Origin of the sequence: Streptomyces anulatus (assembly GCF_014650675.1) — a bacterium.
Lineage (GTDB): Bacteria > Actinomycetota > Actinomycetes > Streptomycetales > Streptomycetaceae > Streptomyces > Streptomyces anulatus.
Genome location: NZ_BMVK01000008.1, coordinates 233984 through 260886 on the forward strand (window position 1 = coordinate 233984; position 26903 = coordinate 260886).

The window sequence follows — 26903 nt, forward strand, 5'->3', positions numbered from 1 at the left end:
TCTGCTCGGGTGGTGCGGGGGGACGCGCAGCGCGTCCCCCCGCCGCCCGTCACTCGCCGCCCATGGCCGCCTTCGCCATCTGTTCGGTGGTGCTGGCCCCGTCGAGCGCCTCGCGCACGATGTCCGCGTGGCCGCTGTGGTGGGCGATCTCGCGGAACACGTGCAGCAGGACGTGCCGTACGGTCCAGACGAGGGGCTGCGGCGGTGACCAGGGGTAGCGCGGCAGCGTGACCGCCCGGTCGAGATCGGGCTCCTCGCGGACCGCGCGGTCGAAGGCGTCGGCCGCGGCGTGGAACGCGTCCAGGTGGCCGGCGAGGGTCTCGTCCTCGGTCATCCGGTTGCCGTCCGGGTCGAGGTCGGCCCAGCCGACCTCGGGGGCGGCGGTGCCGTCGATCACGGACAGCCAGCTCAGCTGGGTCGCCGCGAGGTGCTTCACGAGTCCGCCGAGGGTCAGCTCGCTGACCGTCGACCGGGCGCGGGCCTGCTCGTCGGTGAGTCCGGCGACCGTGTAGAGGAAGTTGGTGCGCTGGTCGACGACCATGGCCAGCAGGTCGTGGCGTTCACCCGCCCGCGGGTGACTCCCGGTCGGCTCGGCGGGTCCGGCGGGTCCGGTCGGTTCGGTGTGCTCCATGGCTGGGTCTCCTGGTGGGCGGGCGCGGGGCGGAAGTCGATCCGGCGACTGTAAGGTCCGGCCCCGCCCGGACGAGGGCATTCCGGCAGCCGTCGGCCGTGGCGCGCTGTTAGCCTCCGTCGATGACTGCCGAACCCCACGCGGTGACCGTCCGGTTCGACGCCGACAGGCTGGTCCTGGAGCCCCGGTACGACGACGAGGGCCCGCACTACGTCTTCCCCGACGGGCACGGCGGTGATCCCGGTGCGCCGCGCGCCGCGCTGACCCTGGCGGAGGCGGTGCACGCGCGCATCCGGCCCGCCGGGACGGCGGAGCGAATCCTGCGCGCCTGGGCGGAAGGAACACCCCCGCGGGGCCCGGCGGGCCTGGAGGATCCTGCGGCCGTGCCGCCGGTACGGGTGCGGGCCGGGGCGATCGTCATCCGTGACGGGGCCATGCTGCTGATCCGCTTCGAGGAGGACGGCGCGCCCTACTACGAGATCCCGGGCGGCGGGGTCGAGGCGGGCGAGACCCCCGAGGCGGCCGTCGTGCGCGAGCTCGACGAGGAGACCGGCCTGGCGGGGACCGTCGGGCCCGAAGTGGCGCGCGTCTGGAAGGGCGGACGCCGCGAGCACTACTTCACCGTGTCCGCGACGGGCGAGATCGGCCCGCCGGAGACGCTGGACAACTACGGCGGCGCCCCGGTCTGGATACCGGTGGAGCGCCTGCCCGTCACCCCGCTGTGGCCCCGGCGGCTGTCCTGGCGCATCGAGCACTGGCACCGGACGGGGTGGCCGGAGCGCCCGGCCGAGCTGGCCGACTCCATCACCGAGCTGGGCAGGCCGTGCAGTTGGTGAGGCGCTCCCGTGCCGAGCCGGGCCCGCGGTGCGGTCGATGAGGCGCTCGCGCTGAGCCCGCCCGGCGCGCGGGCCGCTACCGGGAGACGCCGGACGGTCCGGCCGCGTCCAGCGCCGGGGCGAGGAAGGCGAAGGCCCGGTCGGTGAGTGCGGCGGGGTCCTCGGCCCCGTCACTGTCGCTCCAGCGCCGCAGCACGGTGTCGAACGCGGCGAGCGCGGCCCCGGCGGCGAGGCGCGGGGAGAGGTCCCCCTCCGGGTCGAGCCCGAGCCGGTGGGCCGTCTCCACGGCGAGGTCGTCGCGCCACTGGGCCTGGTGCTCCAGGAAGCGGGCGCGCAGGGCGGGCGTGCGCAGGATCAGCTGGACGACCCGGAGGGCCCGGCCGGAGTGCTCGACGCCGTCGGCGCAGGCCGCCATCGCGACCCAGACGGCGTGGCGCAGCGCCTCGGAGGGGGGTTCGGCCGCGGGGCGGGCGGCCAGTTCGGCGCGCATGCCCGCCCCCATGCCGGCCAGGAACTGGACCACCACGTCCTCCTTGGACGCGAAGTACCGGAAGAAGGTCCGCTTGGACACTCCGGCGGCGGCCGCGATCGCGTCGACCGTGACGGCGTCGAACCCTTCCCGTGCCATCAGCTGGAGCGCCGCTTCGGTCAGTTCGTCCGTGACGAGCTGACGTTTGCGCTGGGCCATGGTCACTGCGGGGCGGGTACTCACGCCCACCATCGTAGCGCCATGCCATCTTTGGCACTCGGTATCCCCATGACACCAAGCACCTCCTTGACACCGAGTACCTTCTTGACACCGAGTGACACTCACGACAACGTGTGCCGCATGACGAAACAGGACGGGAAGCAGAAGAAGCCGCGTTGGACCGCCGAGCAGATCCCCGACCAGACCGGCCGGGTGTCCGTGGTCACCGGGGCCAACAGCGGCCTCGGCCTGGCGACCGCCCATGCCCTCGCCCGCCGGGGCGGGCACGTGATCCTCGCCGTGCGCGACGAGGAGAAGGGGCGCCGGGCCGCCGCAGGCATCACCGCCGACCGGCCGGGGGCCTCGCTGGAGGTGCGCCGCCTGGACCTGGCCGACCTCGACTCCGTACGGGCGTTCTCCGACGCCCTGCACACGGACCACGCGCGGCTGGACACGCTGGTCAACAACGCGGGAGTGATGGCGCCGCCCCGCTCGGCCAGTGCGCAGGGGCACGAGCTGCAGTTCGCCTGCAACCACCTCGGCCACTTCGCGCTCACCGGGCTGCTGCTCGACCTGCTGGCCGGGGGCCGGGACCCGCGCGTCGTCACGGTGACCTCGGTCAACCACCGGAAGGCACGGCTGCACTTCGACGACCTGAACGGCGAACGCGACTACGGGCCGATGGCCTTCTACGACCGGTCGAAGCTCGCCAACGCCGTCTTCGGGCACGAGCTGCACCGGCGGCTGACCGCGTCCGGCAGCCCGGTCCGGAGCCTGCTGGCGCACCCGGGCTACACCGCCACCGGCCTGCAGACTAGCGGGCCGACCGGCCTGGTGAAGCTGCTGTTCGGCCGCGTTCTGCGGCCCCTCGCCCAACATCCCGGCGCGGGCGCGCTTCCCCAGCTGTACGCGGCGACCGCCCCGGACGCGCGGGGCGGCGAATTCATCGGCCCGGACGGCCCCGGGGAGCTGCGCGGCGGACCGACCCGGGTGCTCCTCGCCCCGGCGGCCGTCGACGCCCCGACCGGGCGGCGGCTGTGGGAGGTGTCGGAGCGGCTGACCGACGTCCGCTTCCCGTCCGGACTGGACTCCTTCCGGATCCCGCCCGCCGACGACTGAGGGCCGGGGCCGGACGCGTCGCCCCGCCGCGGCTCACCCCTCGCGGCGTCGGCCCGTCCGGCTGCGCACCGCGCCGACGCTGGCCCCGATGACCAGGGCGATGGCGAGGGCGTCCGTCGTGGAGAGCGCCTGGTCCAGGATCAGGAAGCCCGCACCGGCGGCGATGGCCGGCTCCAGGCTCATCATCACGGCGAACGTGGGCGCGGGCAGCCGGCGCAGCGCCATCAGCTCCAGGGTGTACGGAAGGACCGAGCTGAGGAGGGCCACCGCCGCGCCGAGCGCCACGGTGGAGGGGACCGTGAGTTTCGCGCCGGACTCGATGATGCCCAGGGGCAGCGAGAGGACCGCGGCGACCACCATCGCCAGCGCCAGCCCGTCCGCCTGCGGGAAGCGGCGGCCGGTGCGGGCGCTGAACACGATGTACGCCGCCCACATCGCCCCGGCCCCCAGGGCGTACGCCGCGCCGACCGGGTCGAGGCGGTCGAAGCCCCCGCCGCCCAGCAGGACGACGCCGACGAGGGCCAGGCCCGCCCACACGAGGTTGATCAGGCGGCGGGAGGCGAACACCGAGAGGGCGAGCGGGCCGAGCACCTCCAGGGTGACGGCGATGCCGAGCGGGATGCGGTCCAGCGCCTGGTAGAAGAGCGTGTTCATGCCGCCCATCGCGACGCCGAAGGCGAGCACCGTGCCCCAGTCGGCACGCGAGTGGCCGCGCAGCTTCGGGCGGCAGATCACCAGCAGGATCAGCGCGGCGGCGGCCAGCCGCAGGGTGACGACGCCCAGCGCGCCCGCCTTCGGCATCAGGAGCGCCGCGACGGCCGAGCCGAACTGGACGGAGAGGCCGCCGGCGACCACCAGCACGATCGGCGTCAGCGCCGCCCGGCGGTCCGCCCCGGTCCGCCCGGCGGGCGCTCCGGTGCCCGCGCCCCCTTCGAGTGCCGTCACCGCTTCGGGTACGGCGACGGCTGCGGCGGCCGGTTCGGCGGCGCTGCGCTGGTCGTTCACGGGGGACCTTCCGAGGGAACGGGACAAGACAAGACGGGATGGGACGGCTCAGTACACTGTAATGGACTGGACGGTACGACAGGACGCACTGTCCTGCCAGAGGTTTCCTTTCACCGTATGGACACCCGCGCGTTCCGTGAAATACCGATCAAGCTCCCGTTATGCTCCCCACGCATGAACGAAGCGCCCCTCACCGGCCGCCCCGTGGAACTCCGGCATCTGCGGGCCTTCCTCGCGGTGGCCGACGAGTTGAACATCACGCGCGCCGCCGCCCGTCTCCGGCTGACCCAGCCCGCCGTGTCCCGCACCCTCGCGGCGCTGGAGCGGCACCTGGGGGTCCGGCTCGTCGACCGTTCCACCCACCACCTCGCCCTGACCCCCGACGGCGCCGCCTTCCGCGACAAGGCCGCCGCGGCGGTCGCCGCCTTCGACGAGGCCCTCGACTCCGGGCGGCTGCGCACCTGGCCGCTGCGGCTCGGGCACGCCTGGTCCGCGTTCGGGCCGTACACCACACCGCTGCTGCGGGCCTGGCAGGAGCGGCACCCGGGGACCCCGCTGGAGCTGCTCCGGATCGACGACCGCACCGCCGGACTGACCCGGGGCGAGGTCGACGCGGCGCTGCTGCGGGGGCCCGTGGACGCGCCGGGGCTCGTCGCCGAGGTGCTGTTCACCGAGGTCCGGGTGGCGGCGGTGACCGCGGACGGGCCGCTCGCCCGGCGGGGCTCGCTCTCCCTCGCCGACCTCGCCGACGGCCCCGTCGTCCTGAACACCGTCTCCGGCACCACCACCGTCGACCTGTGGCCGCCGCGCGCCCGTCCGGCCGCTACCGTCACGGTCGGGAACACCGACGACTGGCTCACCGCCATCGCCGCCGGCCGCGGCAGCGGGGTGTCCACCGCGTCGACCGCGACCCTGCACCCGCACACGGGGGTCGCCTACGTCCCGCTCGACGACGCCCCGGGCGTCCCGGTCCTCCTCGCCCGCCGCGACGCCCCCGGCCACCCCGCGCTGCCGGAGCTGGCCGCGCTGGCCCGGGAGATCGTCGCCCGGGGCGCGACGCACTGAGCCCCGGGCGACGCCCTACGCGCCGCCCCCCCGCCCCTCCCTCACGGCCGTCGAGGCCTCCTCGACGGCCTCGGCGACGACCTCCGCGAGGTGCCGGGCCCGCCGTCCGGCCAGCTGGTCGAGCTGCGTACGGCAGGAGAAGCCGTCCGCGAGGAGTTCCGTACCGGGTTCCGCGTTCCGTACGGCGGGGAGCAGTCGCTCCTCCGCGCAGGCCACGGACACCTCCCAGTGGCCCTTCTCGAAGCCGAAGTTCCCGGCGAGCCCGCAGCAGCCGCCGCTGAGTTCGCCGGTGAGGCCCATCCGTTCGCGCAGCCTGCGCTCCGCCGCGTCGCCGAGGACCGCGTGCTGGTGGCAGTGCGTCTGGCCGGCGACCGGGCGGTCCAGTCGGGGCGGGGTCCAGTCGGGGGCGTACTCCTCCAGGTACTGGGCGAACGTCCGCACGGAAGCGGCCAGTTCGGCGGCGCGCGGGTCGTCGGGGAGGAGTTCGGGCAGATCGGTGCGGAGCGTCGCGGCGCAGCTCGGTTCGAGGACCACGAGCGGGTGGCCCGGCAGGAGCCGGAGGCGGTCCAGGGTGCGGCGCATCACGCGGCGGGCCGCGTCGAGCTGGCCCGTCGACACATAGGTGAGGCCGCAGCACAGCCCGCGCGGGGGCGGCAGCACCGTGCGCCCCGTCGCCCTCTCCAGGACCCGGACCGCCGCCCGGCCCGCCTGCGGGTACAGGTGCTCGGTGAAGGTGTCCGCCCAGAGCGCCACCACCCGGTCCGACGAGAGGATCCGGGTCCCCTTCCCCTGGCGGCGGAGCAGCCACCGGCTGTACGTCTCCGTCGCCAGCACCGGGATCGTGCGCTCGGGCGCGATCCCGGCCAGCCGTTTCGCGAGCGCGGCGAGGGGGCGCAGCCGGGCCAGTGCGTTCAGCGGCCGGGCGAGGGGGGCGGCCAGGCGCAGCCAGCGGGGGAGGCGGCCCATCGCGTAGTGGGCGGCGGGGCGGAGGCGGCCCCGGTAGTGGTGGTGCAGGAACTCCGCCTTGTACGTGGCCATGTCGACGCCCACCGGGCAGTCGCTGCGGCAGCCCTTGCAGGAGAGGCACAGGTCGAGCGCGTCGCGGACCTCCTCGCTGCGCCAGCCGTCCGTGATGATCTCGCCCGCGAGCATCTCGTGCAGCAGCCGGGCCCGGCCCCGGGTGGAGTGGGCCTCCTCGCCGGTCGCCCGGAAGGACGGGCACATCACGCCCGCGCCGCTCGCCTCCGTCGTACGGCACTTGGCGACGCCGACGCAGCGGCGGACCGCGCCCGCGAAGTCCCCGCCGTCCTGCGGGTAGCCGAACTCCACGTCCACCGGGCGTCCGGGGAGGACGGCGAAGCGGAGGTTCGCGTCGAGGGGTGCCGGGCGGGCGAGGATCCCCGGGTTCAGGCCGCCGTCCGGGTCCCACAGGTCCTTGAACCGGTGGAAGAGGGCGACGAGTTCACTCCCGTACATCCGGGGCAGCAGTTCCGCGCGCGCCTGGCCGTCGCCGTGCTCACCGCTGAGGGAGCCGCCGTGCGCGACGACGAGATCGGCCGTCTCCTCGGAGAACCGGCGGAAGCGGGCCACCCCGCCCGCACTGATCAGGTCGAAGTCGATGCGCACGTGGACGCAGCCGTCGCCGAAGTGGCCGTACGGGGCGCCGCGCAGGCCGTGCTCGGCGAGGAGGGTGCGGAAGTCGCGGAGGTACGCGCCGAGCCGGGCGGGCGGCACCGCGCAGTCCTCCCACCCGGGCCAGGCCTCGGTGCCGTCGGGCATCCGGGTCGCGGTTCCGGCGGCGTCCTCGCGGATCCGCCACAGGGCCCGCTGCCCGGCCGGGTCCGTGACGACCGTGCCGTCCACGGCGTCGGCGGCCCGCAGGACGCGTTCGGCGTGCGCGCGTGCCTCGGCCGGGGTGTCGCCGCCGGTCTCGACGAACAGCCAGGCGGCCCCGCGCGGCAGCCCGGCGGACCCGGTGACGAGGTCGGCGGCCATGCCCTCGACGGTGAGCGGGCGGAACGGGAGGAGGCCCGGGGCGGCGTCGGCGGCGTCGGACTCGTCGGCGTACCCCAGGACTGCCAGGGCGCGGGCGCGCGGGGCCTCCACCAGGCGCACGGTGGCCTCGGTGACGACGCCGAGAGTGCCCTCGCTGCCGCAGAACGCCCGGACCGGGTCGGGGCCGCCGGGGTGTTCGGGGAGCAGGGCGTCGAGCGCGTACCCGGAGATGCGGCGCGGGAGGCCGGGGTAGCCGGTGCGCAGGAGGGCGAGGTGGGCGGCGACGAGCGCGCCGACACCCTCGGGGCCCGTGCCGCTCCCCTGTTCCAGGTGCAGGCTCCCGCCCCCGTAGCGGACCACCGACAGCTTCCGCACGTTGTCGGCCGTCGTGCCCCAGGCCACCGAGTGCGCGCCGCAGGAGTTGTTGCCGATCATTCCGCCGAGGGTGCAGCGGCTGTGGGTGGAGGGGTCGGGGCCGAAGGTCAGGCCGTGGGGTGCGGCGGCGGCCCTCAGGTCGTCCAGGATCACGCCGGGCTGGACGACGGCGGTGCGGGCGACGGGGTCCAGGTCGAGGATCGTGCGCAGATGACGGGTCAGGTCGAGGACGAGTCCGGTGCCGGTGGCCTGCCCGGCGATGGAGGTGCCGCCGCCGCGCGCCACCACCGGAACCCCGTGCTCCCGGCAGACGGCCAGGGCGGCGGCGATGTCGTCGGCGTCGCGCGGGGCGAGCACACCGAGCGGGACGCGGCGGTAGTTGGAGGCGTCCATCGTCGTCAGCGCCCGGGCGGCGGCCCCGAAGTCGCTCGCGCCGCGTACGGCGGAGCGGAGCGCCGCGACGAAAGCCGGGGCGGCCGCCGGGGGCGTGTCCGTATGCGGTCGATGCTGTTCGGCCATGGTCTCAGCATGCCGTCGCGTCAGGTGAACTCTTGGGATGCGCCAGGATCAAAGCACGTAAGCAGTACAAAAAAGCCCACAAGATCTTCCCAAACAGACCGTCAAGTCTCCTATAGTGACCAAGACTTGCGCAGGAATTGGCAGCTCCAGTTGTGCATGATCGCCCATAACCGTGCCGAACTGTCCTGAATTCGACTGGTCGAATTCGCCCGGTTCGCACCGCTTGAACCACCTCGCACCGTCCCGCACCGCCTCATACCGTCCCGCACCGTCCGCCACCGAGGACTCCGATTGCGCCCCTCACACCGGCCCACCGCACTCGCCCTGCTGATCTCGGCAGCCGCAACCGGCACGCTGACCCTGTGGGGCGTCGCCGCGGCCCCCGACGCGGTACGGACCCCGCTGGCCTGGTGCGCGGGCGCAGCCGCCGTGCTGCTGAGCGTCTGCGTGGCCGTCACCGTCCACACCCTGGGGACCGCGCGGACCCTGCGCACCCTCCGGGCCGCCGACGCCCAGCGGTTCACCGCCGAGACCTCGCGCCTGGTCTCCTCCTCCGCGGTCGAGGCCCAGCGCTTCACCGCGGAGACCGCCCGGATCAAGGGCGCCGCCTCCGCCGAGACCGCCCGGGTCGTCGCCGACGCCCGCGCCGAGAACGAGCGGATCGCCGCGGCGGCCGCCGCCGAGCAGGGCCGCCTGGCCGTCTCCGTCGACCGGCTGACCGCCCGTGCCACCCGTGCCGAGACCGAGCGGTCCGCCGCCGTCGCCGCCTGCGCCAACGCGGCGGGCCGGATGCAGGCCCTGGCCACCAGCATGCTGGCCGACCTCCGCGAGATGGAGCACCGGCACTCCGACGAGTCCGTCCTCGGGGACCTGCTCCACCTGGACCACCGCACCGCCCAGGCGGGCCGCCTCGCCGACTCCATCGCCGTGCTGACCGGGGCCCGCTCCGGCCGGCGCTGGGCGAAGCCGATCGTCATGGAGTCGATCCTGCGCGGCGCGATGGGCCGGATCGGCAGCTACCAGCGGGTCCGCCTGCACTCCACCAGCGATGTCGCCATCGCCGGCCACGCGGCCGAGGGCGTCATGCACGCACTCGCCGAACTCCTCGACAACGCTGCCAACTTCTCACCGCCCACCGCCGAGGTCCACGTGTACGTGGAAGAGGTCCCGGCGGGCATCGTCATCACCGTCGAGGACAGCGGGCTCGTCATGAGCGAGGTGCAGCTGCGCCGCGCCGAGAAGGCGGTCTCCGCGGAGAACCAGGACCTCACCAACCTCTCCGGCACCCGCCTCGGACTCGCCGTCGTCGGCCGGCTGGCCCGCAAGCACGGCCTGACCGTCTCCTTCCGGCCGTCCGCCCGGGGCGGCACCGGCGCGCTGATGATGCTCCCCCAGGACCTCATCTCCCGCTCGACCGCACCGACGCCGACGATCCCGGCCCAGCCCCAGGCCGTCGCGGCCCCGGCGGCCACCCCGGTCGCCGCCGCCCCGGCCACCCCCACCGCCCCCGCCGAGCCGGAGCCCTCGCACGGCTCGGCCGCAGGGGCGGACACCGCCGGCGCCGCCCCCGCGGCCCGGACCCTCCCCGAGGACGACGCCTCCACGCCCCCGACCCCGACCCCGGCGGCGGAGTCGGAGTCCGAGTCCACCGGCGCCGTGCCCGCGTTCGGCGAGAGCGGCCTGCCCAAGCGCCGCCGCGGCCGCACACTGGCCGCCGCCGAGTCCCGTACCGGCAACGCCACCCCCGGCGGAGCCGACAACCCCCGGGCCCGCACCACCGACCCGAAGGTCCAGGCAGCGCGCTTCAGCACCTTCAGCAAGGCGGTACGGGCCAACTCCACGCACCCGGAAGGCAACACCCGATGACCGCGACCACCGACGAGAAGCTCAACTGGCTGCTGGAGGGGCTGCTCGACCGCACCCCCGGTACCCGCCACGCCCTCGTCCTGTCCCGCGACGGCCTCAAGCTGTGCCGCACCCCCGAGCTCTCCGTCGACCAGGCCGACCAGCTCGCCGCGATCTCCGCCGGGATCCAGAGCCTGTCGCACGGCGCGTCCATCGAATTCGGCGACGGCACCGGCGGCGTACGGTCCGCGATGGCCGAGTTCTACGGCGGCGTGCTGTTCATCGTCGAGGCGGGGGCCGGGGCCCACCTGGCCGTCGTCGCCGACGAGGACTCCGACGTCGGCCTCGTCGGCCACAACATGAGCGAGCTGGTCGAACAGCTCGGCGAACACCTCGTCGCGCCGCCGCGCGAACCCGCCGAGGTCCGGGCCGTATGACGACGGCCCCCCGCCCCCGACCGGGCCGCGACGACGATCCGGACCGGCTGTACACCCTCACCGGGGGCCGCAGCCGCTCCGACTCCGCCGCGTTCGACCTGGTGACGCTCGTCGTCGCCGAGTGCGACCCGGCCCCGGGGATGCAGTCCGAGCACGTCGCGATCCTGCGGATGTGCCAGGGCCCCACCGCCGTCGTCGAGATAGCCGCGAGCCTGAACCTGCCGGTCAGCATCGTCCGCATCATGCTGTGCGACCTGCTCGACACCGGCCGGATCAGCGCCCGCCACCCCCGTACAGCCCGTGTCGCGGACCGGCTCCCCGACCCCGACATCCTGGAACAGGTGCTCGTTGGACTCCGCAACCTCTGACCGCGCCGCCCTGAGCGCGACGGCCGACAACGGACTGAAGATCGTTGTCGTCGGCGGCTTCGGGGTCGGCAAGACCACCATGGTCCGATCCGTGAGCGAGATCCGTCCGCTCAACACGGAGGAGACCATGACCCGCGCGGGCGAGGCCGTCGACCACCTCGACGGCATCCAGGCCAAGTCGTCCACCACCGTGGCGTTCGACTTCGGCCGGATCACGCTCGACGCACGGTCCGTGCTGTACCTCTTCGGCGCACCCGGACAGGAGCGCTTCTGGTTCCTGTGGGACCGGCTGTTCTCCGGCACGCTCGGCGCGGTCGTCCTCGTCGACACCCGGCGGCTCGCCGACTCCTGGTACGCCATCGACCGCCTGGAGCACCACGGCACACCGTTCATCGTGGCGTGCAACGACTTCGGCGGCCCGCTCCACAGCGAGCAGCAGATCCGCGAGGCCCTGGACCTCTCGGAGGACGTGCCGCTGGTGGAGTGCGACGCCCGCGACCGTTCGTCCAGCAAGTACGTGCTCATCACGCTCGTCGAACACCTCGCCGCGCTCTCCGCCGCCCGCCTCCACGCCCCCGAGGCGGCCCTGGCGGCGGCCGGCCCGACCCCGGAGCCCGCCCCGTGACCCCTGTCTCCGGCTGCCCCGTCACCCACGGATCCGTCCCCCTGTCCGGGCCCCGCTTCCAGAGCGACCCCGTCCAGCTCTACCGGGACATACGCCGCGACCACGGGGCCATCGCCCCGGTCGTCCTCGACGGCGACGTCCCCGCCTGGCTCGTCCTCGGCTACCGCGAACTGCACCAGGTCACCGGCGACCCGGTCCTGTTCAGCCGGGACTCCGACCTGTGGAACCAGTGGGACCGCATCCCCGACGACTGGCCGCTGCTGCCGATGATCGGGCGCAAGCAGCCCTCGATCCTCTACACGGTCGGCGAACGCCACAGCGTCCGCGCCATGATGATCAGCAACGCGCTGGAGGGCGTCGACCCGTTCTCCCTGAAGCGGTACGCGGAGGAGTTCGCCGACGAGCTGATCGACCGGTTCTGCACCAAGGGCTCGGTCGACATCATCGCGGACTACGCCAAGCTGCTGCCCGCCCTCGTGCTGGCCAGGATCTACGGCTTCTCCGACGAGAACGCCCACCCGCTGGCCGACTCGATCAACGACATGATCGACGGCCGGGAGCGGGCGCTCGCCGGACAGCAGCACCTCGCCACCTCGATGTTCCAGCTGCTGGCCGACAAGCACGCCGAGCCCGGCGACGACGTCGCCAGCCGGATGCTCGCGGACACCGGCGGCTTCACCGACGAGGAGGTCGCCCAGGACCTCATGGTGATGATGGCGGCCGGGCACCAGCCGACCTGCGACTGGATGGGCAACTCGCTCCGCCTGATGCTCACCGACGACCGGTTCGCCGCCTCGCTCTCGGGCGGCCGGCACAGCGTCGCCGAGGCGATGAACGAGGTCCTCTGGGAGGACACCCCCACCCAGAACGTGGCCGGCCGCTGGGCCTCCCGCGACACCCACCTCGGCGGCCGCCACATCCGCGCCGGCGACCTGCTGCTCCTGGGGATCGCCGCCGCCAACGGCGACCCGCAGGTGCGGACCCACGCCTCGGCGCTGACCGGCGGCAACAACGCCTTCCTCTCCTTCGGCCACGGCGAGCACCGCTGCCCGTTCCCGGCCCAGGAGACCGCCGAGGTCATCGCCCGTACCGGCATCGAGGTCCTGCTCGACCGGCTGCCGGACGTGGACCTGGCCGTCCCCGCCGAGCAGCTCACCCGCCGCCCGTCGCCCTGGCTGCGCGGGCTCACCGACCTGCCGGTGCTCTTCACACCCACCCCCGCCGTCGGAAGACCCGGAAGCTTCGGAGGCCCCGCATGACCCGCATCGCGCTCGACCCCTTCGTCAGAGACCTCGACGGCGAGAGCGCCGCGCTGCGGGCCGCCGGCCCGCTGGCCGAGGTGGAGCTGCCCGGCGGTGTACACGTGTACGCGGTCACCCGCCACGCGGAGGCCCGCGCGCTCCTCACCGACAGCCGCGTGGTCAAGGACATCAACGTCTGGAACGCCTGGCAGCGCGGCGAGATACCCATGGACTGGCCGCTGATCGGCCTGGCCAACCCGGGCCGCTCGATGCTGACGGTCGACGGCGCGGACCACCGCCGTCTCCGTACGCTGGTGGCGCAGGCGCTCACGGTGAAGCGGGTGGAGCGGCTGCGCGCCGGGATCGAGGCGCTGACGAACGCGAGCCTGGAGAGGCTGGCGGCCCTCCCGGCCGGACAGCCGGTCGACCTGAAGGCCGAGTTCGCCTATCCCCTCCCCATGAACGTGATCAGCGAGCTGATGGGCGTGGACGCGGCGGACCACCCCCGGCTGAAGGAACTGTTCGAGAAGTTCTTCTCGACGCAGACGCCGCCGGAGGAGGTCCCGCAGATGATGGCGGACCTCGGGACCCTCTTCACGAAGATCGTCGACTCCAAGCGGGCGAACCCGGGCGACGACCTGACCAGCGCCCTGATCGCGGCCTCCGAGGACGGCGACCACCTCAGCGACGAGGAGATCGTCAACACGCTGCAACTGATCATCGCCGCCGGACACGAGACCACGATCAGCCTGATCGTCAACGTCGTGGAGGCACTGGCGACCCACCCCGAGCAGCGCAAGAAGGTGCTGAACGGGGAGATCGGGTGGGACGGCGTGATCGAGGAGACGCTGCGCTGGAACACCCCGACCTCGCACGTCCTGATCCGCTTCGCGACGGAGGACATCGAGGTCGGCGACCAGGTCCTCCCGAAGGGCGAGGGCCTGATCGTCTCGTTCGGTGCGCTGGGCCGGGACGAGGAGCAGTACGGCCCGACGGCGGGCGAGTTCGACGCCACCCGCACCCCGAACCGCCACATCGCCTTCGGCCACGGCCCGCACGTCTGCCCGGGTGCGGCGCTCTCCCGCCTGGAGGCGGGCATCGCGCTCCCGGCCCTGTACGAACGGTTCCCGGAACTTGACCTGGCGGTTCCCGCCTCCGAGCTGCGCAACAAGCCGATCGTGACGCAGAACGACCTGCACGAGCTGCCGGTGGAGCTGGGCTGCCCGTTCGGCCACGACAGCTGATCCGCATCATTCGGCTCGGGGATCCACGGGTCGGAGCGCACGTCTCATCGGACGGACACGGTTACGGAGCCGTGCCACCGAGGGACTACGCTCCGTCCCGTGGCCGACATCCAGATTCCCGCTGACATCAAGCCCGCAGACGGACGCTTCGGCGCCGGTCCTTCCAAGGTGCGGACGGAGGCGCTCGACGCGCTGGCCGCCACCGGCACCTCTCTCCTCGGCACGTCCCACCGCCAGGCCCCGGTCAAGAACCTGGTCGGCGAGGTACGGGACGGCGTGCGCAGCCTCTTCTCCCTCCCCGAGGGGTACGAGGTCATCCTCGGCAACGGCGGCTCGACCGCCTTCTGGGACGTCGCGACGCACGGTCTGATCGAGTCGAAGTCCCAGCACCTGAACTTCGGCGAGTTCTCGTCGAAGTTCGCCAAGGCCGCGAAGCTCGCGCCCTGGCTGTCCGACCCCACCGTCATCGCCTCCGACCCGGGCACCCACCCGGACCCGAAGGCCGAGGCGGGCGTCGACGTCTACGCCTTCACCCACAACGAGACCTCCACCGGTGTCGCGGCCCCGGTCAAGCGCGTCGCGGGCGCCGACGAGGGCGCCCTCGTCCTGGTGGACGCCACCTCCGGCGCGGGCGGCCTGCCGGTCGACATCACCGAGAGCGACGTCTACTACTTCGCCCCGCAGAAGTCCTTCGCCTCCGACGGCGGCCTGTGGATCGCCGTGTTCTCCCCGGCCGCCCTGGAGCGCGCCGCCCGGATCCACGCCTCGGGCCGGCACATCCCGGAGTTCTTCTCGCTGCCGACGGCGATCGACAACTCCCTCAAGAACCAGACGTACAACACCCCGGCGCTCTCCACGCTCTTCCTGCTGAACGAGCAGCTGAAGTGGATGAACACCCAGGGCGGCCTGGACTTCACGACGGGCCGCACGGCCGCGTCCTCCCAGAACCTCTACGGCTGGGCCGACGAGTCCAAGTACGCCACTCCGTTCGTCACGGACCCGGCGAAGCGCTCGCAGGTCATCGGCACGATCGACTTCGCGGACGAGATCGACGCGGCGGCCGTCGCCAAGGTGCTGCGCGCCAACGGCATCGTGGACACCGAGCCGTACCGCAAGCTGGGCCGCAACCAGCTGCGCGTGGCGATGTTCCCGGCGATCGACCCGGCGGACGTCCAGGCGCTGACGGCGTGCATCGACTATGTGATCGAGAAGCTGTAGCTCTTCGGTTCTGTACGACTGTACGGAGACGGCCCGGCACCCACGCGGTGTGCCGGGCCGTTTCTGCTTCACTCGGCCGGGTGGCATATGCCAGAAGCGCGATCTTCGGCTGTCCCGTCCTACGATGATGCTCTCGACACCAGCCCATTCCAGGAGGCCCGCAATGTCTGCAGCAGCAGTCGAGCACCCCTGTGACGATGAGCCGGAAACGTTGCTGGAAACGGCCAACCGTCTCACCGAGCAGCTTCCGGGGCATCGCGTCGAGATCATCGGAGGCGTCATCACCGTGGCCCCACCTGCGGACGGCCCGCACGCCAACGCGCTGACCACGCTCATGGTCCCCTTCATTGCGGCAGGTCTCCATGGCGAGGAGTCGAGAGTCCTCCAAGCCATCGGCCTCTGGCTCCCCGGCGGCCCTCAGGACTTCGCGATCCCCGACCTGGCGATCGTCGACGCAGACTTCGACGAGCACCCGCGCGAGAACAACAGTTACGACCCCGCCTGCTTCCGCCTGGTCCTGGAGGTCACCTCCGGGAACTACCAGAACGACCTCCGCAACAAGGTCACCGCCTACGCCCAGGCCAAGATCCCGGTGTACGTGATCGTCGACCGCAAGCACGGCCGGGTCCACGTCCTGACCGAACCCCTCCCCGGCGGCTACGACCGCCACGAGGTCTACGCCCCCGGCCAGCAGGCCCCGCTGCCCGCCTCGATCGGTGCCGAGGTCTCCCTGAACGTCGACGAGCTGGTGCGGGCAGGCCGCCCGAAACGCTGAGGACGCGGCCTACTCCCCCGACGCCCCCACCAGCACCGCCCGCAGCGCGGCTATCCCGGCCAGCCACGCCTGGTCCTCACCGGCCTCCGCCCACAGGTCCAGCGGCTCCGCGTTCTCCGCGGTGAGGCGGTCCAGGGCACGGACGGCCAGCGGGCGCAGGTCGGCGGGGAGCGGCGGCAGGGGCTCCTTCGGGCCGTACGCGGTGGTGACGGGCTCTCCTCCGGGGCACTGCGCGGCGATCAGCGCGGCGGCGGCCACCGCCTCCTCCCCGCAGTCCGCGTACTGCTCCGGCCCGGTGTCCGCGATGGCGCTCAGCACGTCCCGGAGCACGTCGGCCTTCTTGCCGGGCTCCGCGTCGTCGACCCGTCCGCCGAAGTCGGCCGCGGTGTCGTTGTCGAAGTGGCCGATGTCCCAGGCGCCCATGGGGTCCCCCTCAATCCGCTGTGCCGGTCAACCCGTCGTGCCGGTGTCCCCATCCTCACAGCCACCACTGACAACCGGCCGCCCTGTCGGGCTCACAGCACGCGGGAACGCTTTCCGGAACCGCCGCCGTCCGAACCGTCCTCTTCCTCGTCGTCCTCGTCCGGGACGTGCACATCGAAGACGTTGATGTTGATCTCGACGACCTCCAGCCCGGTCATCGTCTCCACGGCGTCGATGACGTGCGTGCGGATCCGGTCGGCCAGCTCATGGATCGGAACGCCGTACTCCACCTCGACGTCGACGTCGATCGCCGTCTGTTTCTCGCCCACCTCGACCTTCACGGTCCGTCCCTTGCCCGAGGACCCGGACACTCTGCCCGTCACGGCGCCCAGTGCCTTCGACGCGCCCTTGCCCACCGAGTGAACGCCGTCGGTCTCGCGGATGGCGATGGCCGCGATGGTGGCCACGACGCCGTCGGCGATGGTGGTCCTGCCGCGCACGTCGCTGCCCTGGTTCCCGCCGCTCGTCTCCGGATTTCCGCTCCGGGATTCGATGTCGACCATGTCTGCCTCACAGAGAGTGATTGCCACGGGCGCTCCTCCCCGCCCGTGCGGGCCCCCTCATTCACTCTCCGCCCGCCTGCGGCCATCCGCCATTCGGGGTACCGGGCCTCAGTCGCGGGGCAGCAGCGTCCCCAGCGGTCCGAGGTCCAGATTGAGGTCCTCGGGTCGCACGCCGTGCTGGTCGCAGAGCTCCTTCATCCGCTGGTCGAGCAGCATGAGCGTGGTCCCGATCTCCTCGACCTGCTCGTCACTGAGGTCACCCTGTTCGACCCGGCGGATCGCCTGCCGCTCCATCAACTGCCGGAGAAGCTCCACCACGGTGAGGACCAGGGCCACCAGGTCCCGCCCCATCTGCTCGGAGTCCAGGTCGACCCGTGAGCCCGGGGCCCGGCCCGAGCCCGTCACAACGGGCCCCCGTCGGCCCAGGGCGCCGGAACCCGCTCGCTGACCGAGGACAGCAGGGCGTGCAGTGACACCCGCACCAGAGGTACGTCGGCGATGGCGATCACCAGGTCCCCGCTGACGACGACACCGGTCGCCAGAACACGGTCCAGCAGGTCGACCAGCGGCACCCCGATGGGCCCGCTCAAGGGCTCCGGGCTGTCCCAGGGCACCACCGCGCGCTCCGCCGCCACGGCTACACCTCCCCGACGAAGGAGTACGGCACCCAGGGGCCGGTCAGCTCGATCATCGCCCCGGTCCGCTCACCCAATCCCCGTACCAGCACGCCCAGTTCTTCCGACCGGTGCTCGGCGACGAGGTAGGTCGCGTTGAGCACGTGCACCCTGCCGTCACCTCCCGGTACGGCTCCGTGCGTACGGAGGCGGCGCGACGCGGCGGCCACCTCACGGAGTTCGGCGTCCACGGATTCCGCGACGGACAGGGCCCGTTCCCGGCGCTGCTCTCGTCGCTCCTGGACCCCGCGTCTGCGGTTCAGGTAGGCGAGCCCCGCACCGGCGGCGGGAGCTTCGAGCCCGCCGCCTCCGACGGTGACGGGTTCCGCTACCTCGGGGGCGGTCGCAGGCTCGTACACCTTCACGCCCCACTCGGCGTGGTGCGCGATGCGCTTCAGCACCCGGTGGAAGCGGTGTGCCTCGTCGTCGAGAGCGCGGCGGGCCCGGTCGTCGTCGTGGTAGAGCGTGGCGAGGGGCAGCGGTACGGCGGGCCCGTGAGCGGCCGCGGCGGACACGACCTCGTGGTGGGCCCGTGCGTATCGCTCGATCTCCCGCGGGTCGGAGAGCCGCGACTGCCAGACCTCGTCCGTGAAGTCGGCGGCAGGAACGGTCTGGACCACAGCGGTCAGCGGTCCGGAGGGCAGCAGCCGGACGGCCGCACCGCCGGGCATACCGACCAGGCCGGTGACATCGGCCGTGCGCGTGGCACGGGTGCCCCGACAGACGGCGAACACGTACGTGACACCGGTGTCCGGAGCCTGGTCCCGGTGGGCGCGATGCGTCATCTCTGCCCGGTCTCCTTGCTGTCGGTTCTGCGGGCGCTTCGGTCCGGGCCGGGGTCGCGGTCCTCGTCCGTCGCCGGTTCGAGGGCCTGGAGGCGTTCCCGCAGCCGGCGGTTCTCGTCCTCCAGAGCGTTGCGCGAGGCTCGGGAACTGAGGGCCGGATCGGTCTCCCACCAGTCGATTCCCGCCTTCTTCGCGGTGTCGACGGATGCCACGAAGAGGCGGAGCCGGATGGTGAGGAGTTCGATGTCGAGCAGGTCGATCTTGATGTCCCCGGCGATGACGATGCCCTTGTCCAGGACGCGTTCGAGAATGTCGGCGAGGTTGGTGGTCCCGGGGCCGTTGGCCGGCGGCGGCCCTCCCTGGCGGAAGTCGAGGTCGGTCACCGCGAGGCCCCCGACCGGCGCTTGCGGCCGCGCTTCGGAGCGGGCGGCTCCTCCGGCTCCTCCTCGTCCTCCTCCGGTTCCTCGTCCTCGTCTTCCTCGTCCGGTTCCTCGTCTTCCTCCGGTTCCTCGCCCTCCTCGTCGTAGTCCTCTTCCTCTTCCTCGTCTTCCTCCTCGGGCTCCTCTTCCCCGTCTTCCTCCTCGGGCTCCTCTTCCCCGTACTCCTCCTCGTCCTCCCCGTCCTCTGCCTCTTCCTCCTCCGCTTCCTCGCGCTCGACGGCTTCCTCGTGGCTGACCACGACCTCGCCGTCGCGGATCTCGCCGCGCCATCCCTCGGGCTCTTCTTCGGTGAGGGTCACGTACCGCTGGAAGTGCTTGAAGTCCAGCCGTACGCGGCGGCCCTGGGCGCGCCAGAGGTTGCCCGTCTTCTCGAAGAACCCGGACGGGTAGTACTCCATCACCAGCACGATCCGGGTCAGGTTCGGAGCCAGTTCATGGAAGCTGATGGCTCCGCGTGTGCTGCCCTTGGCGCCCTCGGAGGTCCAGACGATCCGGTCGTCCGGCACCTGCTCCTGCACCGTGGCCTTGAAGCTGCGGGAGGAGGGGCCGACCTTGACCTTCCAGTCGCTCTCTTCGTCCTCGCCCTTCGAGACGCTCTGGACGCCCTTCATGAAGCCGCTGAACTCGTCGTACTGCGTCCAGGCGTCGTAGGCGGTACGCAGCGGAACGCCGACGTCCATCACCTCGATGATGTTCATGAACTTGCCGCCGCCGGCCTTGCGGTTGCCCTTGCCACCGCCCCCGCCGAACGCGCTCTTCGCCTTGTCCACCACCGCGTCCTTGGCCCCCTTGGCCTTCTCCGAGACGAACGCCTTCACCGGGGATTCGCCCTGGAGCACGCGGGAACCGATGGCGGGCAGCGAGCCGCCGTTCTCGGCCGCGTCGGTCAACTGGCCGGTGAGGTCCTTGAGTTTGCCGCCCGCCTTCTCGGCGAGCGTCTGGACCTGAGCACTGGCGAACTTCGACAGTTCTTCTTTGATGCGGTCGACACCCGACTCCGCCGGAGCCTCGGATTCGTCCTTGTCCGTCGTTGCCATGGCTGACTACCTCCGGCGGTCGGCGCGCTTGGATGCTGACCGCTTCGACGTCGCTGTCTTCTTCGCGGCAGACTTCTGAGGGGCGGACTTCTTGGCCGTGGACTTCTTGGCGGCAGACTTCTTGGCCGGGGCGGTCTTCTTCGCCGACTTCTTCGCTGCCGACTTCTTGGCCGGCGACTTCTTGGCCGGCGACTTCTTCGCGGGAGCGGCCTTCTTGGCCGGGGCCGACTTCTTGGCCGGCGCCGACTTCTTGGCGGGAGTGGCCTTCTTGGCCGAGGCCTTCTTCGCGGGAGCGGCCTTCTTGGCCGGGGCCTTCTTCGCGGGAGCGGCCTTCTTCGTCGCTGCCTTCTTGGCCGGAGCGGTCTTCTTCCCGGCCTGCTTCCTGGCCGGTGCCGCCTTCCTGGCGGGGGACTTCCTCGGCCTGGACGGTTGCGGCGGGGCCTCCTCCTCTTCGAACTCCTCTTCCTCCTCGGGCTCCTCGCCTTCGTCCTCTTCCTCTTCCTCTTCGCCCTCTTCCTCTTCGCCCTCTTCCTCCTCGGGCTCCTCGTCCTCGTCCTCCTCGTCCTCCTCTTCTTCCTCTTCTTCCTCTTCCTCGCCCTCCGGCTCTTCCTCGGCCTCCGGCTCTTCCTCGGCCTCCGGCTCTTCCTCGGCCTCCTCGTACTCGTCCTCGTACTCGCCCTCGTCCTCTTCGTCCGCCTCGTCGTCCGGTGCCGCCGTGAGCCGGGCCGTCCGGTCGCCGATGGCGTCCGCCAGGGAAGCCATGGAGCGGTTGGCGGCGGCCGTCACCGCCTGGCGTCCCGCGTCGAGAACCTCCCCCCGCAACTGCTCCTGCAACTCGGCGACTTGCGGGACCTCACCGAGCCTGCGCATCCCTTCGGCCGCCAGCTGGCGGGGTTCGAGTCCGAACCGGCGCCCTGCCAGGTACGTCGCGACGCTCAGCGCCAACCGGCCCTTCTTCGTCCGGCCCAGCACATATCCGCCCACTACGGCGGCTGCGAGCGCCACCTTTGCCTGGTCATCCATGTCTGTCACCTTCTGTCGTCGGTGTCCGGCCGGTCTGCGCGGCGTACAACCGGTCGAGCAGCCTTTCCTCTTCTGCCTCGAACTCGTCCAGCCCGATGTGCCCCTCGTCGAGCTCCTGGTTGAGTGCCGCAAGCTGCGCGCGGATCACCCCGGGGTCGTAGAGTTCACGCTCGGCTGCGTCCTGCAACCGCTCCGCGATCCACATCACGCCCCGGGCGGGCGCGAGGGGGAGCAGCAGCACTCCGGAGATCAGCCCCATCGTCAGCCCCCACCGACCGGTGCGGGCGGGCTCACATTGCCGGCGCCGACGAAGCTGTAACAGGGCAGCGGGCCCGCGACGCGGAGCTCGACGTGGTCGCGATGGGCCGCCGCGAAACGCTCGGCGGTCGCACGGAACCGGTCGCTGTCGGCCTGCGCCACGAGGAAGGACAGGTTGAGCGCGCAGCCAGGAACCTCGGGGCCCTCGGCCGTCGCCCGAGCCATCGGGGCCAGATCGCGCAGCGCCCGCCGTCCCGCCTCGCCCGCCCGGCGTGCCAGGGCGGACGCGACGGCCGCGCCCAGGCGCACATTGGCCTCGTACCCGGGCCGCCTGCGGGTTTCGTCGCGCAGCCGCCGCACGGTCGCGTCGCCCGCCACGAGTGCGGCCAGGGAGTCGTGGGCCGGCAAGGCCTTGACGTTCATCTCGATGTGCCCGGCGACCCGGTCCAGGGCGGCGAGGTGGCCCGGCTCCGCCGCGGTCAGCTGGGCGCGCAGCGCGTCCTCGTCCGGTGCGACCATGCCGAAGCGCATCGGCAGGACGGGCCCGCTGCCCGCCAGGCGCGTCAGGAGCTCCTGGTGTGCCAGCAGGTCACGCCGCCGGGCCCGCAACTGTGCGGGGGAGGCGCTGACGACCGCGGCCACCGGGCCGACGGCGACCGTCCGCAGCGGGGCGGGCGGGCTGCCGACGCCCCCGGACTTCCGGGGCAGCGGCGTTCCGGCCCGGACGACCGCGTACACGTAGAGACCCGGTCCGTCGGCCGTGCCCGCCCCCGGGCCGTCCGCGCGCACGTCAGGCCTCCGCCCTGCGGCGACGGCTCGTGCCACCGCTGCCACTGCTGCTGCGGGCGGGGGCACGGCGCTTCTTCGGGCGCTCCGGCCGTTCCTCCGCCTCTTCCTCGTCGTACTCGTCGTCATCGTCGGATCCGCCGGCCCCGACCGCCTTGCGTACGGTGTCGCCGACCGTCTCGGCGGCCTTGCGCACCTTCCGCTTGCCGATGGACCGGGCGGCTGAGCCGCTGAGCAGCTCGGGGACGGTCGTGCTGCCGGAGTCACGTTCGAGGTCGAGACGGTTGCACGCCTCGGCGAAGCGCAGGTAGGTGTCGACGCTCGCCACGACTATGCGCGCGTCGATCTTGAGGATCTCGATACCGACCAGGGAGACACGGACGAATACGTCGATCACCATGCCCCGGTCGAGAATGAGCTCCAGCACGTCGTAGAGCGTGCCGGCGCGGGGCGGGCACGGAGCGGTGCCGTCGACGTAACTCGTGGTCGTCATGGGGGGTCCTTCCAGCTGTCGGACGAAGTCGGATCACTCGTCGGCGGCACCGCGCCGGTAGCGGCGGACCCGGGTGTACTCCACGAGTTCGCAGGCCCCGTCGAGCCGCACCTCGTACGAGGCGAGGAGACTGGTCGTGTCCGGGATGCGCGGCACTTCGAGGACGTCCACGACGACGCACCAGCCGTCGTCGTCGGAGCGCCGGATCGCGGAGACGCCCTCGGCCGGGTGGCTGATCAGCGCTTCCAGGCTCTGACAGGCGGCGCGGGCTGCGTGCTCGGGCCCCTTCCTGGCCGAGGACTTCTTCCGGGTCCCCGGGGAGGAGCGTTCGGCGCGCGCTGAACGTTGGTCTGCCATAGTGACCAGTCTGGTCACTATGGGGCGCTCCGCATCCTGGGTGAGCCGGTGGTGCGACACCGACACCCCGCCCGGGCCGGACAGCGAGCGGGGCCGGGCGGGACAGGCGGCGGGCGAGGTCGGACGACAGCCGGGGTCTGCCCTGGATCGGACGCCGGCGGGGGCGGTCAGACCGCGAGCGGCCTCCGCGCCAGCACGAACCCCTGCGGCGCCCGCTCCGGGAACGGCCCGTCCGTGTCCCGCTCCCGCCACACCACGGACCGGACCTCCAGGCCCGCCCCCCGCAGCAGCGCGGCGACCCGCTCAGGCTGCCGCCGGTGGAAGTCGAGCGAGATCTCCATGCCCCACGCCTCCGTCAGCCGCAGCGGCTCGTCCCCGACCTGGAAGCCCAGCTGTACGTGCGCGCCCGGGGCGAGTACGCGGTGGAACTCCGCGAAGGCGCGCGGCAGTTCCTCGTCCGGGACGTGGATCGTCGAGTACCAGGCGAGCAGGCCGCCCAGCGAGGCGTCCGGGAGTCCGAGGCCGAGCATGGACCCCTCCTCGAAGCGCAGGCCCGGGTGCTCCTCCCGGGCCACGGCGACCATCTGCGGCGCGAGGTCGATCCCGAACACGTCGAGCCCCAGGCCCAGTTCGTGCAGATGTGCGGTCACGCGGCCCGTTCCGCAGCCGACGTCGGCCACGGGCAGGCCGCCGCCGGCCGCCGCGAGTTCCGCGAACGTGCTCAACAGCGCGCGCTCCAGAGGCTTGGCCGCCAACTCGCCTCGGGCGAACTCGACGTAGGCGGGGGCCAGGGTGTCGTACGACTCGCGGGTCGCACGCTGGAAATCGGGCGTGGAGTCAGAGGCAGACATGGCCGCCACTCTAGGCGCGCCTTCACCGGCCCTGTTCTCGGGCGACCACGGGGAGAGGGAGTGGGTCCGCGCCCCTCCCTCCCCCCGGCCGTTCAGTCGCTGACCTTGCTGCGCGACTGGTACAGCAGGTCCTGGTACTCGGGGTGCCGGGCGATCCATCCCGCGTAGAACGGGCAGGTGGGCAGTACCCGCAGTCCGGCGGCGCGCGCCTCGTCCAGGGAGATGCGGGCCAGCGCCGACCCGACGCCCCTGCCCTCGTACGCGGGCGAGACCTCGGTGTGGAGGAACGCGATGAGTTCCGCCGTACGGAGGTAGTCCGCGAAGCCCGCGACCTCGGTCTCTCCGTCGACCCGGGCCTCGTACCGCTTGGCCTCGGGAACGTCCTTCACTTCGACTGCCATGTGTCCTCTGTCCGTTCTTTCGTCCACAACGTCCTGGTCAGGACGGTACTCGCCCCCGGTTCCGCCCCGGTGTCAGACACCGCTCCGGGCACTCCCGGCGAGGAGCTGCGTCTCCCAGGCGAAGGCCACCCCCGTCGCGCCGCCGTGCTGGGCCTGGACCTCTGCGGCCCCCGGGATGGTCTCCTCGCGGGCCCAGTCGCGCTGCCACTCCCCCATCACGGCCAGCCAGGTGATCGGCACGACGCCCGCCTGGACCATGCGCCGCACCGCCATGTCGTGGGCCTCGGCCGACACGCCCCCCGACGCGTCGGTGACGGCGTAGACCTCGAACCCCTCGCCCGCAGCCTGGATGGCCGGCATCGCCAGGCAGATCTCCGTCCAGAGCCCGGCCAGGATCAGCTTCTTCCGCCCGGTCGCCTTGACCGCGTCGACGACGCGCTCGTCCTGCCAGGTGTTGATGAAGGTCCGGTCGATCGGCTTCTGCTCCGGGAACACGTCCTGGATGCCCTGGACGATCAGGCCGCCGCGCTCCTCCAGAACGGTCGTCAGAATGGTCGGCACGTCGTAGACCTTCGCGGCCTTGGCGAGCCCGACGACGTTGTTGACGATCATCGTCGGCTCATGGCTGTTCAGGTTGGCGAACTGGAACGGCTGGTGGTCGATCAGCACCAGGACGCTCTCCTCCGGCGTCAGCAGCGCGTTGAGTCCGGCCTTGTTCTGGGTGCTCATGGGATTCCCCTTCTGGAGCTTCACGTGTGCGTGCCGCAGTCACTTAGTTGACGTGTCATCCACCCTAGGGACCGGTGATTGACACGTCAACTAGTCACCGTGGCAGCCGATTTGCGGAGGTGTACGGAAGACCGATCGCCCGGTGCGGGAACCGGCCCCGTCCAGGAGATGGCTGAGCCGCCGACCGCCTCGCTACGCTCCTCGCATGGACGCACCGCCACACTGGCTGACCCCGGAGCAGCAGGCCGCCTGGGACAGCTTCATCCGCATGCAGGAGAAGCTCATCGGACGGCTCTCACGCCAGGTACAGGCCGACTCCCGCATGTCCCCCTCCGACTACATCGTGCTGGCCAAACTCACCGAGGCCGGCGGCCGGATGCGCTTCATGGACCTGACCAAGCTGGTGGAGTGGGAGAAGAGCCGGATGTCCCATCAGGTGGGGCGGATGGCGAAGCGCGGACTGGTGACCAAGGAGGACTGCCCCGACGACGGACGCGGAGCGTTCATCGTCGCCACCCCGGCCGGCCGGAAGGCGATCGAGGACGCCGCTCCCCTGCACGTCGAGCAGGTCCGCCGGCTGTTCATCGAGGCCCTCACCCAGGAAGAGCTGGACTCCCTCTCCCACATCGCGAACCGTGTCCTCACGCACATGGAGAAGCAGCCCGACTGACCAGCTCCGGGACAGCGCCGCGAGGTACCGCACCGGACATCGGGACAACCGGCTTGTCGACGTGCGCTCAGACGGGTTTGAGCAGGTCGCGGAGGTTGTTCATGTGGGCCTTGACGTCGGCGATGTCGACGGGGCGGGGCGAGTCCTCGGCGGCTCCGGAGTGAGCCGTACGGCAGGGGCGGCAGAGGCCGCCGGGGAGGGCTTGCGGGGGCCCGGGGCGGCCGCAGTCCGTGCATTCCACAAGGAGGTGACGGACGGGGGTCGGTGCGCCGGGCGAGGGGCTTCCGGCCGTGGGCAGCCGGGGTGGGATCTTGTCGGTGAGTCGGCGGCGGAGGAGGCCGACGGGGGAGTCGACCTTGGCGGGGAGCCCCGCCGTCAGCGCACTGGTCAGGTAGTCGACGCTCACGCCCCGGGCGAGCCATTGTGCCGCTTGGGGTTCCAGGGCGGCGCAGTCGTCGGCGGAGAGGGTGAGGCGGTGGTCGTCCCGGCCGAGGCGGGCCAGGGCGAGGTAGGCGGGAGACCGGCCGGCTTCGACGGCGGGAGCGGCGTCCAGAGCGGGCGGCACGGGCTCGGCTTCCGGCACCCGGGCAGGGGTGCGCTGGTGCGGTACGGCGGTGGGCTTGGGGGTCTGTTCCGTACGGGGACGCTCCGGTGCAGGCGGCAGCAGTTCCTCGGCCGGGGCCCACGGTGGCGGTGGTGCCGCGTCGAAGGCGGACGCCTCCGGTACGGGGGCCGCGGCCAGGGCGGCCTGCTCGGTGGCGAGGTAGGTGTTCCACCACTCGTTGTCGCGTGCGGTGCGGGACCAGAAGGTGCGGAAGACCCAGCGGGTTTCGTCGCCCGCGCCGACGACCGCGCACCGTACGCGCCGCAGATGCCCGGCGACGGACAAGGCGGTCAGCGCGGTGGAGACGGCCTGCTGCCCGTAGAGCGGGAGCTGTTTGGCCAGGGTCTTCACGCTCATCGCGGCACCGTCGGGGAGGTGGTCGACGAACCCGGCGACGTACCGCTCGCGGGTCGGCAGGAGGGCGAAGTCGTGGCGTGTTCGGGCCTGTTGATGTGGTGCGGAGCGTTTGCCGTAGCCGGGCTTGGCCATCGGGTACGCGGGCGAGGCTGCTGGGACACGCAGGGCAGGGCTAAGGTGCTGAGTAGCCATGGGATCGCTTTCTAAGGTGCCGATCTTGTGGTGAGACCCCGGCCTGGTGCGACAACACCGCGTCGGGGTCGTTTGGTTCTCGCACCGTAAGCAGTCGTGACGCTGTGCCGCAAGCCGTCACGATTAGTCATATTTCCTGGCCGCGACGGGGCGGGGAGGTAGGGGAGGTTTCCCCAAACCCCTTCTTCTACCTACCGGTTAAAGAAGGCGCTCGAACCCCGGGTCCCGCATCCCGACACCCGAATCCCGGCACCCGAGCTTCGGGCCCGGGCCC

The 26903-nt window shown here is 72.3% G+C and carries 32 protein-coding genes; 12 read left to right on the forward strand and 20 right to left on the reverse strand.

Features of this window, described 5'->3' with window-relative positions; all coding sequences use genetic code 11:
• Nucleotides 1-49: 49 nt before the first annotated feature.
• On the reverse strand, nt 50-631 hold the full coding sequence (locus tag IE272_RS21790; protein WP_078961373.1) for a DinB family protein: 582 nt from the start codon (nt 629-631) through the stop codon (nt 50-52).
• Between the two features lie 122 nt (nt 632-753).
• On the opposite strand from IE272_RS21790, the gene IE272_RS21795 reads away from it, so the two are divergent.
• The gene (locus IE272_RS21795; RefSeq protein WP_190007591.1) at nt 754-1467 is read left to right on the forward strand and encodes an NUDIX domain-containing protein; all 714 of its coding nucleotides are present in this window, start codon (nt 754-756) and stop codon (nt 1465-1467) included.
• Between the two features lie 76 nt (nt 1468-1543).
• On the opposite strand, the gene IE272_RS21800 is transcribed toward IE272_RS21795, so the two are convergent.
• Nucleotides 1544-2188 (reverse strand): acyl-CoA-like ligand-binding transcription factor, encoded by a 645-nt coding sequence (locus IE272_RS21800; RefSeq protein ID WP_056701451.1) that lies wholly within the window; start codon nt 2186-2188, stop codon nt 1544-1546.
• 108 nt (nt 2189-2296) lie between these two features.
• Here IE272_RS21800 and IE272_RS21805 point away from each other — a divergent pair, with 108 nt between their 5' ends.
• Complete coding sequence (locus IE272_RS21805) at nt 2297-3274, forward strand: oxidoreductase (protein WP_057665056.1); 978 nt, start codon at nt 2297-2299, stop codon at nt 3272-3274.
• Between the two features lie 33 nt (nt 3275-3307).
• On the opposite strand, the gene IE272_RS21810 is transcribed toward IE272_RS21805, so the two are convergent.
• Nucleotides 3308-4279: an EamA family transporter gene (locus IE272_RS21810; RefSeq protein WP_050361183.1), complete on the reverse strand. Its 972-nt coding sequence runs from the start codon at nt 4277-4279 to the stop codon at nt 3308-3310.
• 174 nt (nt 4280-4453) lie between these two features.
• Here IE272_RS21810 and IE272_RS21815 point away from each other — a divergent pair, with 174 nt between their 5' ends.
• On the forward strand, nt 4454-5344 hold the full coding sequence (locus IE272_RS21815; RefSeq protein ID WP_050361184.1) for a LysR family transcriptional regulator: 891 nt from the start codon (nt 4454-4456) through the stop codon (nt 5342-5344).
• A 15-nt stretch (nt 5345-5359) separates the two neighbouring features.
• Here the strand turns inward: IE272_RS21815 and IE272_RS21820 are convergent, their stop codons facing one another.
• The gene (locus tag IE272_RS21820) at nt 5360-8233 is read right to left on the reverse strand and encodes an FAD-binding and (Fe-S)-binding domain-containing protein (RefSeq protein ID WP_190007593.1); all 2874 of its coding nucleotides are present in this window, start codon (nt 8231-8233) and stop codon (nt 5360-5362) included.
• Nucleotides 8234-8524: 291 nt separating this feature from the next.
• Here IE272_RS21820 and IE272_RS21825 point away from each other — a divergent pair, with 291 nt between their 5' ends.
• From IE272_RS21825 to IE272_RS21860, 8 genes are all read left to right on the forward strand, one after another.
• A complete protein-coding gene (locus tag IE272_RS21825) occupies nt 8525-10099 on the forward strand; it encodes a sensor histidine kinase (protein WP_190007595.1) in 1575 nt (524 codons plus the stop codon).
• Entirely contained in the window at nt 10096-10515 is a 420-nt protein-coding gene (locus IE272_RS21830) for a roadblock/LC7 domain-containing protein (protein ID WP_007449966.1), read from the forward strand. The genes IE272_RS21825 and IE272_RS21830 overlap by 4 nt, the downstream gene beginning before the upstream one ends.
• Nucleotides 10512-10883, forward strand: coding sequence for a DUF742 domain-containing protein (locus tag IE272_RS21835; protein ID WP_007449967.1), 372 nt, complete (start codon nt 10512-10514; stop codon nt 10881-10883). Before IE272_RS21830 ends, IE272_RS21835 begins: the two co-directional genes overlap by 4 nt.
• Nucleotides 10864-11508, forward strand: coding sequence for a GTP-binding protein (locus IE272_RS21840; RefSeq protein WP_007449968.1), 645 nt, complete (start codon nt 10864-10866; stop codon nt 11506-11508). Before IE272_RS21835 ends, IE272_RS21840 begins: the two co-directional genes overlap by 20 nt.
• Complete coding sequence (locus tag IE272_RS21845) at nt 11505-12767, forward strand: cytochrome P450 (RefSeq protein WP_050361187.1); 1263 nt, start codon at nt 11505-11507, stop codon at nt 12765-12767. The genes IE272_RS21840 and IE272_RS21845 overlap by 4 nt, the downstream gene beginning before the upstream one ends.
• On the forward strand, nt 12764-13993 hold the full coding sequence (locus IE272_RS21850) for a cytochrome P450 family protein (RefSeq protein ID WP_050361188.1): 1230 nt from the start codon (nt 12764-12766) through the stop codon (nt 13991-13993). Before IE272_RS21845 ends, IE272_RS21850 begins: the two co-directional genes overlap by 4 nt.
• 99 nt (nt 13994-14092) lie before the next feature.
• On the forward strand, nt 14093-15211 hold the full coding sequence (gene serC, locus IE272_RS21855) for a phosphoserine transaminase (protein WP_007449973.1): 1119 nt from the start codon (nt 14093-14095) through the stop codon (nt 15209-15211).
• A 163-nt stretch (nt 15212-15374) separates the two neighbouring features.
• Complete coding sequence (locus IE272_RS21860; protein WP_050361189.1) at nt 15375-15986, forward strand: Uma2 family endonuclease; 612 nt, start codon at nt 15375-15377, stop codon at nt 15984-15986.
• 9 nt (nt 15987-15995) lie between these two features.
• On the opposite strand, the gene IE272_RS21865 is transcribed toward IE272_RS21860, so the two are convergent.
• The 15 genes from IE272_RS21865 to IE272_RS21935 form a co-directional block, all read right to left on the reverse strand.
• Nucleotides 15996-16409, reverse strand: a complete 414-nt coding sequence (locus IE272_RS21865) for a DUF4259 domain-containing protein (protein WP_050361190.1) — start codon at nt 16407-16409, stop codon at nt 15996-15998.
• A gap of 92 nt (nt 16410-16501) precedes the next feature.
• Nucleotides 16502-16972: an Asp23/Gls24 family envelope stress response protein gene (locus IE272_RS21870; RefSeq protein ID WP_050361191.1), complete on the reverse strand. Its 471-nt coding sequence runs from the start codon at nt 16970-16972 to the stop codon at nt 16502-16504.
• A gap of 108 nt (nt 16973-17080) precedes the next feature.
• On the reverse strand, nt 17081-17377 hold the full coding sequence (locus IE272_RS21875; protein ID WP_007449980.1) for a gas vesicle protein K: 297 nt from the start codon (nt 17375-17377) through the stop codon (nt 17081-17083).
• Complete coding sequence (locus tag IE272_RS21880; RefSeq protein ID WP_032791411.1) at nt 17374-17607, reverse strand: gas vesicle protein; 234 nt, start codon at nt 17605-17607, stop codon at nt 17374-17376. Before IE272_RS21880 ends, IE272_RS21875 begins: the two co-directional genes overlap by 4 nt.
• Before the next feature lie 2 nt (nt 17608-17609).
• On the reverse strand, nt 17610-18431 hold the full coding sequence (locus tag IE272_RS21885) for a GvpL/GvpF family gas vesicle protein (protein WP_050361192.1): 822 nt from the start codon (nt 18429-18431) through the stop codon (nt 17610-17612).
• Nucleotides 18428-18814 carry a gas vesicle protein gene (locus IE272_RS21890; protein WP_007449987.1) on the reverse strand — a complete coding sequence of 129 codons (387 nt, stop codon included), beginning with the start codon at nt 18812-18814 and terminating at the stop codon, nt 18428-18430. Before IE272_RS21890 ends, IE272_RS21885 begins: the two co-directional genes overlap by 4 nt.
• Nucleotides 18811-19908, reverse strand: a complete 1098-nt coding sequence (locus tag IE272_RS21895; protein ID WP_050361193.1) for an SRPBCC family protein — start codon at nt 19906-19908, stop codon at nt 18811-18813. Before IE272_RS21895 ends, IE272_RS21890 begins: the two co-directional genes overlap by 4 nt.
• Before the next feature lie 6 nt (nt 19909-19914).
• Complete coding sequence (locus IE272_RS21900; protein WP_057665044.1) at nt 19915-20931, reverse strand: hypothetical protein; 1017 nt, start codon at nt 20929-20931, stop codon at nt 19915-19917.
• Nucleotides 20924-21190: a gas vesicle protein GvpG gene (locus tag IE272_RS21905; protein WP_007449992.1), complete on the reverse strand. Its 267-nt coding sequence runs from the start codon at nt 21188-21190 to the stop codon at nt 20924-20926. The genes IE272_RS21900 and IE272_RS21905 overlap by 8 nt, the downstream gene beginning before the upstream one ends.
• A 2-nt stretch (nt 21191-21192) precedes the next feature.
• Nucleotides 21193-21978 carry a GvpL/GvpF family gas vesicle protein gene (locus IE272_RS21910; protein ID WP_050361196.1) on the reverse strand — a complete coding sequence of 262 codons (786 nt, stop codon included), beginning with the start codon at nt 21976-21978 and terminating at the stop codon, nt 21193-21195.
• A 1-nt stretch (nt 21979) separates the two neighbouring features.
• Nucleotides 21980-22468, reverse strand: coding sequence for a gas vesicle protein GvpJ (gene gvpJ, locus IE272_RS21915; RefSeq protein ID WP_007449996.1), 489 nt, complete (start codon nt 22466-22468; stop codon nt 21980-21982).
• A 33-nt stretch (nt 22469-22501) separates the two neighbouring features.
• Nucleotides 22502-22825, reverse strand: coding sequence for a gas vesicle protein GvpO (locus IE272_RS21920; RefSeq protein WP_032791414.1), 324 nt, complete (start codon nt 22823-22825; stop codon nt 22502-22504).
• A 167-nt stretch (nt 22826-22992) separates the two neighbouring features.
• Nucleotides 22993-23676, reverse strand: coding sequence for a class I SAM-dependent methyltransferase (locus IE272_RS21925; RefSeq protein WP_057665042.1), 684 nt, complete (start codon nt 23674-23676; stop codon nt 22993-22995).
• 92 nt (nt 23677-23768) lie between these two features.
• On the reverse strand, nt 23769-24077 hold the full coding sequence (locus tag IE272_RS21930; protein WP_056701472.1) for a GNAT family N-acetyltransferase: 309 nt from the start codon (nt 24075-24077) through the stop codon (nt 23769-23771).
• A gap of 72 nt (nt 24078-24149) precedes the next feature.
• Complete coding sequence (locus IE272_RS21935; protein WP_057665040.1) at nt 24150-24806, reverse strand: hydrolase; 657 nt, start codon at nt 24804-24806, stop codon at nt 24150-24152.
• Between the two features lie 205 nt (nt 24807-25011).
• Between IE272_RS21935 and IE272_RS21940 the strand changes: the two genes are divergently transcribed.
• The gene (locus tag IE272_RS21940) at nt 25012-25476 is read left to right on the forward strand and encodes a MarR family winged helix-turn-helix transcriptional regulator (protein ID WP_190007597.1); all 465 of its coding nucleotides are present in this window, start codon (nt 25012-25014) and stop codon (nt 25474-25476) included.
• A 67-nt stretch (nt 25477-25543) separates the two neighbouring features.
• Here the strand turns inward: IE272_RS21940 and IE272_RS21945 are convergent, their stop codons facing one another.
• Nucleotides 25544-26629 (reverse strand): MarR family transcriptional regulator, encoded by a 1086-nt coding sequence (locus tag IE272_RS21945; protein ID WP_190007599.1) that lies wholly within the window; start codon nt 26627-26629, stop codon nt 25544-25546.
• Nucleotides 26630-26903 lie beyond the last annotated feature (274 nt).